Origin of the sequence: Ruegeria lacuscaerulensis (genome assembly GCF_013034685.1) — a bacterium.
Lineage (GTDB): Bacteria > Pseudomonadota > Alphaproteobacteria > Rhodobacterales > Rhodobacteraceae > Ruegeria > Ruegeria lacuscaerulensis_B.
Window position 1 is genome coordinate 202,959 of sequence record NZ_WQGO01000004.1, and the last position, 14,588, is coordinate 217,546.

Sequence of the window (14,588 nt, forward strand, 5' to 3'; positions counted from 1 at the left end):
CGTCTAGCCGCCGACTTTCAGAACGATCTTGCCGATATGGCCCGAGCTTTCCATCCGCGTATGGGCCGCTGCGGCCTCGGCCATATCAAACTCGCTGTCCATTACCGGTGCAATCTTGCCTGCATCCAACAGCGGCCAGACTGCCTCGCGCAGGTCCTGGGCGATTTTGGCCTTAGCCAGATCGGATTGCGGGCGCAGGGTGCTGCCGGTCAAGGTCAGGCGTTTCACCATCATCATGGCAAAGTTCAGCTCGACCTTGGGGCCTTGCAGGAAGGCGATTTGAACCAGCCGCCCATCCTCGGCCAGAGCCTTGACGTTGCGCGGGATATAGTCCCCGCCCACCATATCAAGGATTAGGTTCGCCCCGCCCTCGGCGCGCATGGTGGATACGAAATCCTCATCCCGGTAATTAATCGCCTTTTCGGCCCCCAGTTTCTCGCAGGCGGCACATTTCTCGGCCGATCCGGCGGTGGCAAAGACCCGTGCGCCGAACGCATTTGCAAGCTGGATCGCCGTTGTTCCGATCCCGCTGGACCCACCGTGAACCAAAAACCGCTCGCCCGCTTTCAGACCGCCGCGTGTGAACACATTGGACCAGACGGTAAAGAAGGTCTCGGGCAGACACGCAGCCTCCTTAAGGCCCATCCCCTCTGGCAGCGGCAGGCAATGGGCAGCGGGCGTGGCAACGTATTCGGCATAGCCACCGCCGGGCAACAAGGCGCAAACCTGATCGCCGATGGCGACACCTTCGACCCCTGCGCCGAGGGCAACGACTTCGCCCGACGCCTCAAGCCCCGGCAGATCACTCGCGCCCGGAGGCGGATCATACGCGCCCGCACGCTGCAAAGCATCCGGGCGGTTAACACCCGCATAGGCCACTTTCAACACCACCTGACCAGCGGCGGGCTTGGGCACCGGGCGTTCGGTCAGTTGCAACACATCCGGGCCGCCGGGCTTGGTGATTTCAACGGCGCGCATCATTTGGGTCATAGGCAAGTCCTCCTTGGCGCAATGCCTAGCAGGCGAAATCGGAAAGGCCCAGACACTTACGTGCTACTTGCGTGGGTTCAACATTCCCGGCAGATCAGCCCGCACCTTCATCGGAGCCTTCACCTGACCGGCCAACCAATTCGGAACCGCAAGGAAAGGTTTGAACAGAGGGTTGCCGTTCACCTGCGCCTTGAGCTTTTCAAACTGCATGACGTTATCGATGCGACGATCCAGAAACTCCCACGTCTTCTGATGATCCGGCGAATCATCCCCCAGCCAAAACAGCACGGTCGAGGAATAGACCCCCGACAGCGTCGCCCGCTTGGTGTACCAGTTCACATCATCCGAAGTATCCCCCAGCGTGTCCCAGATCAGGTCGCAGGTCTGCCACATCGCCTTCGCCCCATCCGCCGCATGCATCGGCAGCGAAAACAGCGTCATGCCGCGGCGCACCAATTCCTTATCATCGACGGCCTGTAGGCGAAACCGGACCGCAGCGGCGATACGGTCGCGGAACTTCAGATCGCTCAAATCCTCGGTTTTCATGCGTTCCACCATCGCGGCATCCCCCCGAGCATGAAATGCCAGCGCCATATCGACCGCGCCGCGGGGGCAGATTGAGCGGGCCAGCGCCTCATCAATATCGCAATCACTGATGGCCATGCGAAAGCTGGTTTCCGACCATCCGTCAAACGGGACATGGTCCAGCATCGCATTCAATAGCTGCTCTTTTGCGTCTTCATAAGTGGTGGTCATGACGGTTCTCCGGGTTCTGGCACCAGTACTAGACAAGTTAGAACGGCTTTGCTATACGGCCACTTCCTGCAATTTCCTTGCAACTCTATCTAGAAAGGTGGTGACAACCACATGCAGGTTAGTGTTCGCGACAATAACGTCGATCAGGCGCTTCGTGCCCTGAAGAAAAAGCTGCAGCGCGAAGGCGTGTTCCGTGAAATGAAGCTGAAGCAACATTTCGAGAAACCGTCCGAGAAAAAAGCGCGCGAGAAAGCTGAAGCGATCCGCCGTGCCCGTAAACTGGCACGTAAGAAAGCACAGCGCGAAGGTTTGCTCTAAAACCCCGCTCGTCCAGCTTTGGATGACACTATTTGACGACCCCCGACGCATCGCTCGGGGGTTTGTCGTTTCTGGCCCAAAGAAAAACGCCCCGGAACATCAGGGGCGTCAGGATCAGTAGATTTTGGGCACGTGCAGCTCATCCGGCAGAACACGACGTTCATATTCGGGGTTGTACTTGCGATCCGGCAGATTGACCTTTTCCTGCGGTACATCGGTGTAGGGGATCTTGGTCAACAAGTGTTCGATACAGTTCAGACGTTCGCGCTTTTTGTCATTGCCTTCGACGATGTACCACGGCGCTTCCGAGATATTGGTGCGGAACAGCATATCCTCTTTGGCCTTGGTGTAAGCCTCCCACCGGATGCGGGATTCCAGATCCATCGGCGACAGCTTCCACTGTTTCATCGGATCGTGAATTCGCATCAAGAATCGCAACTGCTGTTCTTCATCGGTGATCGAGAACCAGTATTTCAGCAAAATGATGCCCGAGCGCACCAGCATCCGTTCAAATTCGGGAACATCCTGAAAGAACTGTTCAACCTGATCTTCGGTGGCAAAACCCATGACCCGCTCGACGCCCGCGCGGTTGTACCATGACCGGTCAAACAGCACGATCTCGCCCGCCGCCGGCAGGTGCGGAACGTAGCGCTGGAAATACCACTGGCTTTGTTCCCGGCGACTGGGCGCGGGCAAAGCCACAACCCGCGCGACCCGAGGGTTCAGACGCTGGGTGATCCGCTTGATCACGCCCCCCTTGCCCGCGCTGTCGCGCCCTTCGAACAGGATACAAACCTTGGCCCCGGTATGCTGCACCCAATCCTGCACCCTGATCAGTTCAGCCTGAAGGCGCAGCAGGTTGCGGAAATAGACCTTGCGATCCAGCATCTCGGGGTGCTGATCCTTGTAGATCTTGCGGATCTCCATCGAGAGCATGGGCTCGCTAAACTCGATCTCGAAATCTTCGTCCAACGTGTCTTCCAGCTCGGCCTCAAGCCAGTCTTTGGGGGCGTCGTTGTATTCGTCAGCCAAGGTCTGCTCCTTACTAGTAACCGGGTTCGGACCCTATCGGGCGCATGTAACCGCCTGATGTCATCAGATGAATTGATGAAAGCCCTTTCCTATGCTCATCGGACCGTTACGGCAAGGTCGCGGGTCGGACACGGAAACGGCACCCTTTCCAAATATGTGGACCTGAAAACGCCCAAATGCAAGCAACGGAATTGCCGCATTGCCAATGGGTTGCACTCCGCCGGCTTGCATCAACGTACCCTGTTGCTCCATCAAGGCCGGGTCAAAACCGCGAGAGGCCTGTGGCGTATTTCCTTTCCCTTCTGCCCCTTATTTGGCCCTGGTTCATCCTGATCGCCGCTCAGATCAGCGCGATATCCGGTCGATGGCGTCTTGGCGCATCGTTGCTGAGCCTGTTCGGAACAGTCGCCTTCGCGCAGGGGCTGGTTTCAGCCAGCGCCTTAATGGTCTCGATTGCCGGGCTTGCGGGGGCCGCAGCGCTGCGCCGCACATCCGGGCTTTGGTCTTTGCCCGGCCATTTCGCGATGATCTTATGGTGTGTGGCCTTGGGTGCGCATATCGTTCCCGGGTTCAACAATCTTCTGGTGCTTGATCAGGTGCAGGCCGGACCCGGAAGTACCGATTTCTCCATGTATATGAATCTGGACAAACCTTTGGTTCTGTTCGCCGCACTTCTGGTCTGGCCCGGACAGAATGCAGGCTTGCCCGCTATTCGCAAAACGCCATTGATCCTGGGGATTTTGACCTTGCCCGCTTTATTTGCGCTAAGCCTGTCCCAGCAAGCGGTGCGCCCCGAGGTTGGTCTGCCACATTGGTGGCTGATCTTTGCGCTGTCCAACCTGTTCCTAACCTGTTTGGCGGAAGAGGCCTTTTTTCGCGGCTATCTGCAATCGGCCCTGTCCTCAAAGCTCGGCGCGGCCTTTGGTATCGCAGCGGCCAGCTTGTTGTTTGGGCTGGTGCATTTTGCCGGTGGCCCGGCGCTTGTCGTGTTCGCAGCTATTTTGGGCGCGGGATGCGGATTGGGATATTACGCGACCAACAGGCTATGGGTGCCGGTTCTGATGCATTTCGCCTTCAACGCCGCGCATCTGGCGCTGTTCACCTATCCCGGCCCCGCCTGACGTCAGACCGGCAGCGCCGTAGTCTTGAACACAGTTCTCAGCGCGAATGAGCTTTGCATCTGCGCCACACCCGGCAAGCGCGAAAGGTATTGGCGATGAATGCGGGCAAAATCCTCGGTATTTTCGGCCACGACTTTCAGAATGTAATCCGCCGTCCCGGCCATTAGATGGCATTCCAGCACATCGGGGATACGGGCAACGGCTTTTTCGAACGCGTCCAGAACTTCTTCGGCCTGCCCCTGCAAGGTGATCTCGACAAACACCGTGGTCGGTACGTTCATCTTACGTGCGTCCAGCAGGGCCACATAGTTGCGGATATAGCCCTCAGCCTCAAGCCGTTGGACCCGACGATGGCAGGCCGAGGGCGATAGATTCACCTGCTCGGACAGCTCTGCATTAGACATCCGGCCATTTTTCTGTAACGAGGCCAGAATCTTTCGATCCGTCGCATCTAGGCTCATGGGCGCAATTCCTTTGCGTGATTGGAGCATTATACAGGAAATTCTCCCGAATAGAACCGCCAGGACAGGCAGAGTTTCACAGAAATTGCAGCGCAGTTTGCCCATTCTTTAGGCAGTTTATGAACGGAGAGACCAAATGAAAATCGGTTGCCCAAAAGAGATCAAACCGCAGGAGTTCCGCGTCGGCATGACCCCGAATGCTGCGCAGGAAGCGGTTGCGCGGGGTCATGAGGTGATCATCGAAACCGGCGCGGGCCTGGGCTCGGGCTTTGACAATGCCGACTATGTCGCTGCTGGTGCACAGATCGTAGACACCGCCGCCGAGGTATTCGCCACCGCTGACATGATCGTCAAGGTCAAGGAACCTCAGGCAGGTGAGCGCAAGATGCTGCGCGAAGGCCAGTTGCTGTTTACCTATCTGCACCTCGCCCCCGATCCGGATCAGACCCATGACCTGCTGTCCTCGGGCTGTACTGCCATCGCCTATGAGACAGTGACCGATGCAAACGGCGGCCTGCCGCTGCTGGCTCCTATGTCAGAGGTTGCCGGGCGTCTGGCCCCGCAGGTCGGGTCTTGGACGCTGCAAAAAGCCAATGGCGGACGCGGTGTGCTGATGGGCGGCGTGCCAGGTGTCGGGCCCGCAAAAGTTGTTGTGATTGGCGGCGGTGTGGTCGGCACGCATGCGGCCAAGATCGCTGCGGGCATGGGCGCGGATGTGACGGTTCTGGACCGCTCGCTGCCCCGCCTGCGCTATCTGGATGACGTGTTCGGCGGGCAGTTCAAGAACCAGTATTCTACCGCTGGTGCCACCGCCGAGCTGATCCAGACGGCAGATATGGTGATCGGCGCGGTTCTGATCCCCGGCGCAGCAGCACCCAAACTGATCACCCGCGCGCAACTGTCCACCATGAAACCCGGCGCGGTTCTGGTCGACGTTGCCATCGACCAGGGCGGCTGTTTCGAGACGTCGAAGGCCACCACGCATGCCGATCCGATCTACGAGGTCGATGGCGTCATGCATTACTGCGTTGCCAACATGCCCGGTGCCGTGGCGCGCACATCGACCATCGCGCTGGGCAATGCGACAATGCCATTCATGCTGGCTCTGGCTGACAAGGGCTGGAAACAGGCCTGCCAGGACGATCCACATTTGATGGCAGGTCTGAACGTCCATGCAGGTCAGCTAACCTACTACGCGGTTGGCAAAGCCTTGGGGATCGACGTCGTTTCCCCCAACGTGGTCATCAAAGCCTGAACGGCTCCCGCCCCTGAGAGCGCCCTCTCCCGAGGGCGCCTACAGCGTTGGGCATAGCGCCGCGTCTGCGACGCGGCGCGGAGGGCACAAGACGAACGCTCCCGCAAAACGCAACAGCGCCGCGCGATTAGCGCGGCGCTGGGCCCAACCGGAAAAGGGCATTTCAATGCCCGTATGACGGGCGGGAGATTTACGCCTGCTTGTGAATCTCGACCGAATGCGGGTAAGGGATCGAAACGCCCTTGGCGTCGAATGCCTCTTTCACAGCTTTGGTCAGCTCGAATTTCACGTCCCAGTAATCTCCTGCGTCACACCATAGGCGCGCTGTCAGGTCGACCGAGCTATCGCCAAGATTTGTCACGCGTACCCAGGGCTCCGGGTCGCTGTGAATACGCTTGTCGGTTTTGGCCTCGTCCAGAATGATCTGCATCGCGGCATCCGCACTGTCGCCATAGTCGATCCCGAACACCAGATCGACGCGGCGAGTGTCATGGGCCGAGTAATTGGTGATCACACTGCCCCAGGCCTGCCCATTGGGCACGATGATCTGGACGTTGTCAGGGGTGACCATTTCCGTTGTGAACAGGTTCAGATCCTTCACCGTCCCGGCAGTACCGCCAATATCGACATACTGACCCAGCTTGTACGGCCGGAATACGACCAGCATCACCCCGGCCGCCAAATCGCTGAGCGTCCCCTGCAAGGCCAGACCAATGGCCAGCGAGGCGGCACCCAGAATAGCGACGATACTTGTGGCCTCGATCCCGAAAATGCCCAGAACAGCGACCAGCACCATCGCCAGGATCGCCCACTTCACCAGGCTGGCAACAAAATTCCCTAGCGTCGGATCGATTTGTGGGGTTGCGTTGATGCGACGCCGCACCACGCCCGCGATCATCCCAGCTACGGTCCAGCCCAATACCAGAACAACCAGTGCCTTCACGGCATTCATCACCAGCGGCGCAAAAGCACCGACCTGTGTAGCAACTTCATCCACGCGTTTCTCCTTCTACAAGCCATAAGAAAACCCGCGACGCGCGCGGAGATCACCAAACTGTGAGCGATAAATGCGCGTCAGTCTAGGTGCGGATTTCTCTGCTTTTCCCCGCCTGTTCCCGAATGCACAATATCTGACCAGTAACGCACAGCGCGCGCCACTGGTAGATCGGCACCGCAACACCTAACTGTGTTCGGAACCTTCATACAGGAGCCCCTATGCTGGACGCCGCAAACCACCCGATCACTGCCCGCTGGCCCGCACAGTCACCGGAAAAACTGCAACTCTATTCCTACCCCACGCCCAACGGCGTCAAAGTCTCGATCATGCTCGAAGAGATCGGCCTGCCCTATGAGGCGCACCTGGTCACGCTGGCGGACTCAGACGTAAAAAGCCTCGAATTCCTTTCGCTGAACCCCAACAACAAGATCCCGGCCATCATCGACCCGAACGGACCGGATGGCGAGCCGGTCTCATTGTTCGAAAGCGGTGCGATCCTGCTGTATCTGGCTGAGAAAAGCGGTCAGCTGATCGGAAAAACCGCGGCGGACAAAGCACGTGTGACCCAATGGTTGATGTTCCAGATGGGCGGGCTGGGTCCGATGTTCGGGCAGCTTGGCTATTTCCACAAATTCGCTGGCAGCGAGATCGAAGACCCTCGCCCGCGCAAGCGCTACATCAACGAGGCCAAGCGTCTGTTGAACGTCGTTAACACGCAGCTGGACGGGCAGGACTGGATCGCCGGGGACTACTCGATCGCTGATATCGCCATAGTCCCATGGCTGCGCGGGTTGGACTACTACGGCGTCAAAGACCTGCTCGGATGGTCGGATTTCGCCAATCTTCAGCCTTATGTGGACCGTTTCCTGGAACGTCCAGCAGTCCAGCGCGGATTAACTATACCTGCGACAAGCTAAGGCAGATCGGGGGCGAGGCATTGCCCCGCCCCAACGCCCGCTATCCGGGCAGTTGTCCGGTCAGAACATAGCGCAGCACCTCGACCACCTGAGCGGGGTGCTCGGCGACGGCCAGCGCTGCTGCGTCGACCTCTTTCAACGCGTGCTGATGATCGGAGCCGTGCAGCACGATCAGCGATTTGCCCAACGCGGCGGCGTAACCCGCATCAAACGCGGCGTTCCACTGTTTATACTTGTCGCCAAACCGCACAACGACCACGTCGGCATCCGCAATGCCCTTTCGGGTGCGAATGGCGTTGACCATCGCACCTTTGTGGTCGTGCCAGTATTTGTTCGACTCTGCCCCCAGAATGGCCACGCCGCAATCGTCGCTGGCGGCGTGATCGGTGACGGGGCTGTTGAAAGTGACATCCAGCCCCTTCGCGCCATCGATGATCTGTTCCCGCCAATCGGTATGGATTTCACCCGAGAGGTATACGTTCAGGCCCATAGGTAACTCCTTGTTATTTGTCTGCGACCCTAGTCAGAAATCGGCGGCAACCCAAGGGGCCTTCAAAAGTGCAACCGCCAGAAAATCGACTGATCCTCTTTCACCGCCCGCCGGGCTGTACTGCGATGCTTGCTGCCCAGCATTGGGGGCATCTCGCGCGTTTGTTGGAACCCGAATGCACGCGGGAGACGGGTATAGATCGAACGCGGCGGCAGCCTGCCCCATGTGATCCCCTTCAGTTTGGCACCGGGCTCTGGCTGATGCATCCAGACATCACGCACGGCAAACTCATCCCGCAGCAGCATCAGGACCGACAGCATCATCACATCGGCCCAGATTTTGGCGTATCTCTGCTGCAGGCTTTGCTCATAGTCGCTGGTCAGCCGCAATGCCCGCGACCGGGGCGCACGATGTTGCAACCGCCGCCGGGCGCGACCCACGAACCGCAGCCAATCGGACTGGATCTCTTCGATCAGGCAATGGCCGCTTTGCAGGTCCAGATCCAGACGACACCAAGCCAGTGTCGGGCGCCCGTGCCTGCGAACCGGGTGCAGGCTGCTTTGATAAGCGCCAACCTCAGCACGCTGTTCGAATTGCCACAGTAACGCCGCGTGTTCGCTTGGGAACCCAAGCTGAACCACCAGATTGTGGGCTTTACGTGTTGTCTGCTCGCCGGACCAGATGTCGAAGCTCAGGCAGAAATCCAGCCAATCGGATTGATACGCAACCTCCAACCCCCTTGTCGCCGCCGGGCCCAAAGCCCCAAGCCGCATCGCGCGGTCCGCATGGGCCACGGCCATTACATCGTGCCGCCGCAAGACCCCGCCACAAGACGCAACGATCGGCTGCACCAAAGGGCGCATCAGAAAGCGGGACAGTTCAGACTGTTTAAGGTCCGAGATCGGCATCTCGGCCTGCATCGACTGGCACAGCAACCACGGGCTTTGCCGGTCCGGAAAATAGGGAAAGGGCATCTCTTGCGGCAAAATTTGCCGGATCATCGAGATGTCTTGAAGTTTCATGACAGCTCTCCAACGGGAAACAAGGCCCGCCGGAATGCTGGCGGGCAATCAGAAAATGAAAGGCGCTTGGGCGCGTTTGGGATCTGGCATCTGGCAGACTCCGGGGTTTGATTACGTTAGGAAGTCGTCAATAGGGTGGCTTGCCGATTCTGCTCAACCCCCTGAAAGGGCCCACAGCTTTCTGTTGCGACACGGCAACACCATCCCCAGAAACGAGAAAAGCGCGCCCGCAGGCGCGCTTTGCATTTGGATCAAGGCCGGTTTAACCGCGTAACACGCCGCCAGTGGCCTTGCCGACCTTGGCGATGATCTTCTGGCCCACCGCCTCGATATCTTCTTCTTTCAGCGTCTTGTCCGTCGGTTGCAAGCGCACGGTAATGGCCAGAGATTTCTTACCCTCACCCAGGCTGCCACCGATGAATTCGTCAAAGACACGCACATCCTCGATCAGCGCCTTATCCGCGCCCGCCGCTGCATTGACCAGCGTCAGCGCCTCGACATCAGCATCTACGACAAAGGCAAAGTCACGCTCGACAGCTTGCAGATCGCGCAGTTCCAATGCTGCGCGGGTCGCGCCGGATTTGCGGGGCAGAGGTACCTCGTCCGGCCAGATGGTAAAGGCCATCGCCGGGCCTTTGATGTCCATCGCCTGCAAAATGCGCGGGTGCAGTTCACCGAACACACCCAGCACCTTTTTCGGTCCCAGGCAGATCTTGCCGTGCCGCCCAGGATGCCACCACACATCACCATCGCGCAGGACCTGCACCTTGGCGGGCGCCCCGATGGCCGCCAGCACAGCCTCGACATCCGCCTTGACGTCGAACACATCCACTGCGCGCGTGGCCCCATGCACATCCTTTGGGCCATCGCGGCCCACCAAGAGACCGGCGATCTGGGTTTTCTGATCGCCCGGCTCGCCATCATGGAAGACCGGACCAACCTCGAACAGAGCGACATCCGCAAAGCCGCGCGCCTGATTACGCGCGGCCGCCTGCAGCAGGCCGGGCAGCAGATCGGGGCGCATATGGCTCATTTCCGAGGAAATCGGGTTTTCCAGCTGCGTCGCGGCATCGCCGCCCCCGAACAGGGCAGCGGACGCCTGATCAATGAACGTATAAGACACACATTCATTGTACCCCAGCGCCGCGCAGGTCCGGCGCGCCATCGACTGACGGCGCTGCGTCGGTGTCATCACCGCCTTGGGGATGCCATCAGTCACACGCGGCAGCGGTTTGCCCTGCAGCTTGGTCAGGGAGGCGATCCGCGCGACCTCTTCCACCAGATCGGCCTCACCCATGATATCGGGACGCCAACTGGGCACATGGGCCATCTCACCCTCAAGACGGAAGCCCAGACGGGTCAGGGTCTGGCGCTGTTCGCTTTCGGGTATCTCCATCCCGACCAGAGACTGCACCCGCGCCGCATCCAACTTATAGGCACGCGCGTGGTTCGGAGCCTTCCCGGCCTCAACAACCGAAGACACTTCACCGCCGCAGATATCCAAAATCATCTGCGTCGCCTGCTCCAGCCCTTCACGGGTGAATTGCGGGTCAACGCCGCGTTCAAAGCGGTAACGCGCGTCCGAGTTAATCTTCAGCGCGCGGCCCGTCAGGGCGATCTGCACATGATCCCAGAAGGCGCTTTCGAGGAAGACATTGACCGTCTCATCGGTACAGCCGGTTTCCTCGCCGCCCATGATACCCGCGATGGATTCCGCGCCCTTGTCGTCCGAGATCACCATCATACCGCGCTGCAGAGTGTATTCCTTCTCATCCAGCGCCACAAGCGTTTCACCACCCTTGGCGCGGTGAACCCGCAGGTTGCCCTGCACCTTGTCAGCATCAAACACGTGCAGCGGTCGGTTCTGGTCAAAGGTCATATAGTTGGTGATATCCACCAGCGCCGAAATCGGACGCAGACCAATCGCCTTCAACTGATCCTGCAGCCACTGCGGGCTGGGGCCGTTCTTGACGCCCCGGATTACACGGCCGGTGAAATGCGGCGCGTCGTCCAGTGTGTCGTCATCAATCGTCACCTTGATCGGGCATTCGAAATCCCCCGGCACTGACGCGTGGATATGCTCTTTCAGCGTGCCAACCCCACGCGCTGCCAGATCACGAGCGATGCCAGCCACACCCAACGCATCGGGGCGGTTCGGCGTGATCGCAATCTCGATCATCGGATCGACCTTGGACGGGTCATTCTCTGCCAGCCAGTCAACGAACCGGTCACCGACTTCGCCCGAGGGCAGTTCGATAATGCCATCATGCTCGTCCGATAGCTCCAGCTCACGCTCGGAGGCCATCATGCCAAAGCTTTCGACGCCCCGGATCTTGCCGACGCTGATGGTGATATCCAGACCGGGGATATACATGCCCGGTTTGCAAACCACGACAGTGATGCCTTCACGCGCGTTCGGCGCGCCGCAAATGATCTGCAGATCGCCCTCGTCGGTTTCCACTGTGCAGACCCGCAGTTTGTCGGCGTCGGGATGCTTTTCCGCGTGTTTCACATGGCCCAGCGTAAAGCCTGCCAGCCGGTCCGCCGGGTTCACGATCTCTTCGACCTCTAGCCCGAGGTCGGTCAGCGCCTCGGCGATCTCATCAACCGACGCGTCCGTGTCGAGGTGGTCTTTCAGCCAGGACAGAGTGAATTTCATTGCTCGGGGCCTTTTTTGGCAAACATCCAGTCGGCACAGGCAATGACAAAGAATGCGCCAAGGTGCAAGCGCTGCGCGTCACGGATAGGTGGGGGTGCGGCCCAAAAGCTCGTCCAATTGCCGTCCGATCCAGCCATGGGGGATAAAATGCCCGCCCGGATGCGTGTCCAGCGTCACCTGCCCGCGTGCGCAATCGGTCCACTCGACCCGGCTGAGGGTCAGGATCGGCACCACACTCCAATCGCCGCGCGGGGTGGCATCGTGGCACTCATACGCCGCGCGCCAAAGGGCCACCGGATAGGTCGTGTCCCCGTTGGTGCCATAGGGGAAGTCCATCACTGTATCGCTGAGGCCATGCACATGGCGCGCCTCACGCGGGGCTTCGGGGCAGTCCTCGGTCTGGCGGATGCTGCCCGCAACGGCCAGCAAGGCAGCAATGTCATTGCCCGACTGGCACACATAGCGCCACGCCATCGCGCCACCAAAGGAATACCCCGAGACGTAGATACGTTCAGGATCAACCGGATAGCGCTTGGCCACATCCTCAAGCACCGCATCAGCAAAGGGCACGTCGCGCGTGTCCGATGTCCAGAAATCCCAGCTTTTGCCCAACCCGTTCGGGGCCACCAACAACACGCCGCGCAGTTTTGTGGCCCCAGCGATGCGCTGATGGTTCACCACCACGGTGCCCTGCCGCGCCCAGCCGTGGAAGTGCAACAGAACGGGCAGAGGGGTCTCCCCGTCCCATTTCTCGGGCTCTAACACATGGTACGAGCGATCACCCAGATCACAGGCGGTGTCGCCATGGCAATCGGATTTCCAAGGCCCCATGGCGAGTGTCGGGGTTGCGGTTAGCAGCAGAAAAAGCAGTCGGTAAAACATAGGCCGGAGCCTAGCTAACTGACGCGGACTGTCACGTCACAACCCTGTGGGAACCTGTAACACGCGCAGGTGCCGGGCGGTCTGGCGATAGCGCGGCGGCCTATCGGCCTTTGCTCCGCGCGAAATTAAACTCATCGACTTACATATCGAATCTCTTCAGGCAACGCGTCTTCTCGCATCTGTTGAAGAACGTCGTCGAAGAGCTTCTGAACATTGGGATCAAAATAGTCTTCAACTATTCCTTCAATGTCTCCAAGTTCTTTATCGCGGAGCAAAGCAAGCAGCTCGCGATGTTTCTTCAAAATCTCAGCGGTTGCGACCACCGCAAGTTTTGAACTGATCACATTGAGTGCGTCGCGTCTCTCCAAGTGCTGAGAAGAATTGACGTCGATCACACTGAACATATGACGGGCCATCACCTCGGCATATTCGAGATACAGACTTCGTCTTTCGGCCAGTATCTGGTGAGCCCGATCAGTTTCTTTTTGCTTGAAGTAAACAAGCAGGCCCAAAACGGCGGCTGCAAGCGCACCGAATGTGCCCAACCAGTTCATCTACTCAAACCACCATGCAGGTTCGGCATATCCAGCGCTGCGAACCCGTAGTGCCGCAGCCAGCGCAGGTCAGAATCAAAGAACGCCCGCAAGTCAGGAATGCCGTATTTCAGCATCGCCAGGCGGTCGATGCCGATGCCAAAGGCAAAGCCCTGATAGACCTCGGGGTCAATCCCACCGGCGGCGATCACCTTCGGGTGGACCATGCCCGAGCCCAGAATCTCCATCCAGTCGTCGCCCTCGCCGATCTTCAACTGACCGTTATCCCACGAACAGCGGATGTCGACCTCGGCCGACGGTTCGGTGAAGGGGAAATGCGAGGCGCGGAAGCGAAGTTCGACATCGTCAACCTCGAAGAACGCTTTCACGAACTCTTCCAGAACCCATTTCAGGTTCGCCATCGAGATGTCCTTGTCGATGGCCAGCCCCTCGACCTGATGGAACATCGGTGTGTGGGTCTGGTCATAGTCGGCGCGATACACACCGCCCGGACAGATGACGCGGATCGGCGCGCCCTGTTTCTCCATCGAGCGGATCTGCACCGGCGACGTATGCGTCCGCAGCACATGCGGCGGGCGGTCGTCGCCTTCGGCGCGGTGCATGTAAAACGTGTCCATCTCGGCTCGCGCGGGGTGGTGTCCGGGGATGTTCAGGGCGTCAAAATTATACCAGTCGTCTTCGATCCGAGGCCCTTCGGCCACGGAAAAGCCCAGTTCGGCAAAGATCGCGGTCAGTTCCTCGGTCGCCTGGCTGATCGGGTGGATCGAGCCCTGACGGCGCGCGCGGGTCGGCAGGGTCACGTCCAACCATTCGGTGCGCAGACGCTCATCCAGCGCGGCATCGGCCAGCGCGGCCTTCTTGGCGGCCAGCGCCGAGTTGATCTCATCCTTCAGGGCGTTCAGCGCGGGGCCTGCGATCTGGCGTTCCTCGGGCGTCATTTTGCCCAGCTCGCGCATCTTCAGCGCGACCTCGCCTTTTTTGCCCACGGCGGCGACGCGGATCGCCTCAAGCGCGTTCTCGTCGCCCGCTTCGGCGATTTGGCCCAGATATTTTGCCTTAAGATCGTCCATGACGCCCTCTGAATTTGGTCGCCAACCTGCTATCGGCCCCGCTCCGCGAATGCAAGCGGGACGG

Annotated in this window: 15 protein-coding genes; 4 read left to right on the forward strand and 11 right to left on the reverse strand. The window is 59.4% G+C overall.

The genetic code is table 11. The features are described from left to right. Positions 1–3 precede the first annotated feature (3 nt). Together GOV80_RS12125 and GOV80_RS12130 are read right to left on the reverse strand one after the other, a co-directional pair. The gene (locus GOV80_RS12125; RefSeq protein ID WP_170785010.1) at positions 4–990 is read right to left on the reverse strand and encodes an NAD(P)H-quinone oxidoreductase; all 987 of its coding nucleotides are present in this window, start codon (positions 988–990) and stop codon (positions 4–6) included. Positions 991–1,053: 63 nt separating this feature from the next. Continuing rightward, the gene (locus GOV80_RS12130) at positions 1,054–1,746 is read right to left on the reverse strand and encodes a COQ9 family protein (RefSeq protein WP_170785012.1); all 693 of its coding nucleotides are present in this window, start codon (positions 1,744–1,746) and stop codon (positions 1,054–1,056) included. Between the two features lie 111 nt (positions 1,747–1,857). On the opposite strand from GOV80_RS12130, the gene rpsU reads away from it, so the two are divergent. Further along, a complete protein-coding gene (rpsU, locus tag GOV80_RS12135) occupies positions 1,858–2,064 on the forward strand; it encodes a 30S ribosomal protein S21 (RefSeq protein WP_005614280.1) in 207 nt (68 codons plus the stop codon). Positions 2,065–2,178: 114 nt separating this feature from the next. Here the strand turns inward: rpsU and ppk2 are convergent, their stop codons facing one another. Further along, positions 2,179–3,096 (reverse strand): polyphosphate kinase 2, encoded by a 918-nt coding sequence (gene ppk2 / locus GOV80_RS12140; RefSeq protein ID WP_170785014.1) that lies wholly within the window; start codon positions 3,094–3,096, stop codon positions 2,179–2,181. 281 nt (positions 3,097–3,377) lie between these two features. Between ppk2 and GOV80_RS22665 the strand changes: the two genes are divergently transcribed. Beyond that, entirely contained in the window at positions 3,378–4,217 is an 840-nt protein-coding gene (locus GOV80_RS22665; protein WP_170785017.1) for a CPBP family glutamic-type intramembrane protease, read from the forward strand. Between the two features lie 2 nt (positions 4,218–4,219). Here the strand turns inward: GOV80_RS22665 and GOV80_RS12150 are convergent, their stop codons facing one another. Then, on the reverse strand, positions 4,220–4,678 hold the full coding sequence (locus GOV80_RS12150) for an Lrp/AsnC family transcriptional regulator (RefSeq protein WP_170785019.1): 459 nt from the start codon (positions 4,676–4,678) through the stop codon (positions 4,220–4,222). Between the two features lie 136 nt (positions 4,679–4,814). On the opposite strand from GOV80_RS12150, the gene ald reads away from it, so the two are divergent. Then, a complete protein-coding gene (ald, locus tag GOV80_RS12155; RefSeq protein WP_170772691.1) occupies positions 4,815–5,933 on the forward strand; it encodes an alanine dehydrogenase in 1,119 nt (372 codons plus the stop codon). A gap of 190 nt (positions 5,934–6,123) precedes the next feature. Here the strand turns inward: ald and GOV80_RS12160 are convergent, their stop codons facing one another. After that, positions 6,124–6,930 carry a mechanosensitive ion channel domain-containing protein gene (locus GOV80_RS12160; RefSeq protein ID WP_170785021.1) on the reverse strand — a complete coding sequence of 269 codons (807 nt, stop codon included), beginning with the start codon at positions 6,928–6,930 and terminating at the stop codon, positions 6,124–6,126. 218 nt (positions 6,931–7,148) lie between these two features. Here GOV80_RS12160 and GOV80_RS12165 point away from each other — a divergent pair, with 218 nt between their 5' ends. Continuing rightward, the gene (locus GOV80_RS12165) at positions 7,149–7,847 is read left to right on the forward strand and encodes a glutathione S-transferase family protein (RefSeq protein ID WP_170785022.1); all 699 of its coding nucleotides are present in this window, start codon (positions 7,149–7,151) and stop codon (positions 7,845–7,847) included. A 40-nt stretch (positions 7,848–7,887) separates the two neighbouring features. On the opposite strand, the gene GOV80_RS12170 is transcribed toward GOV80_RS12165, so the two are convergent. The 6 genes from GOV80_RS12170 to pheS all read right to left on the reverse strand — a co-directional run bounded on the left by GOV80_RS12170 (position 7,888) and on the right by pheS (position 14,524). Beyond that, positions 7,888–8,337, reverse strand: a complete 450-nt coding sequence (locus tag GOV80_RS12170; RefSeq protein ID WP_170785024.1) for a YtoQ family protein — start codon at positions 8,335–8,337, stop codon at positions 7,888–7,890. Positions 8,338–8,399: 62 nt separating this feature from the next. Next, positions 8,400–9,359 (reverse strand): hypothetical protein, encoded by a 960-nt coding sequence (locus tag GOV80_RS12175; RefSeq protein WP_170785026.1) that lies wholly within the window; start codon positions 9,357–9,359, stop codon positions 8,400–8,402. A gap of 262 nt (positions 9,360–9,621) precedes the next feature. After that, positions 9,622–12,018: a phenylalanine--tRNA ligase subunit beta gene (gene pheT / locus GOV80_RS12180; RefSeq protein ID WP_170785028.1), complete on the reverse strand. Its 2,397-nt coding sequence runs from the start codon at positions 12,016–12,018 to the stop codon at positions 9,622–9,624. A gap of 78 nt (positions 12,019–12,096) precedes the next feature. Continuing rightward, positions 12,097–12,900, reverse strand: coding sequence for a CE1 family esterase (locus GOV80_RS12185; RefSeq protein WP_170785030.1), 804 nt, complete (start codon positions 12,898–12,900; stop codon positions 12,097–12,099). A gap of 131 nt (positions 12,901–13,031) precedes the next feature. Next, a complete protein-coding gene (locus GOV80_RS12190; protein WP_170785032.1) occupies positions 13,032–13,454 on the reverse strand; it encodes a hypothetical protein in 423 nt (140 codons plus the stop codon). Next, entirely contained in the window at positions 13,451–14,524 is a 1,074-nt protein-coding gene (gene pheS, locus GOV80_RS12195; protein WP_170785034.1) for a phenylalanine--tRNA ligase subunit alpha, read from the reverse strand. Before pheS ends, GOV80_RS12190 begins: the two co-directional genes overlap by 4 nt. Positions 14,525–14,588 lie beyond the last annotated feature (64 nt).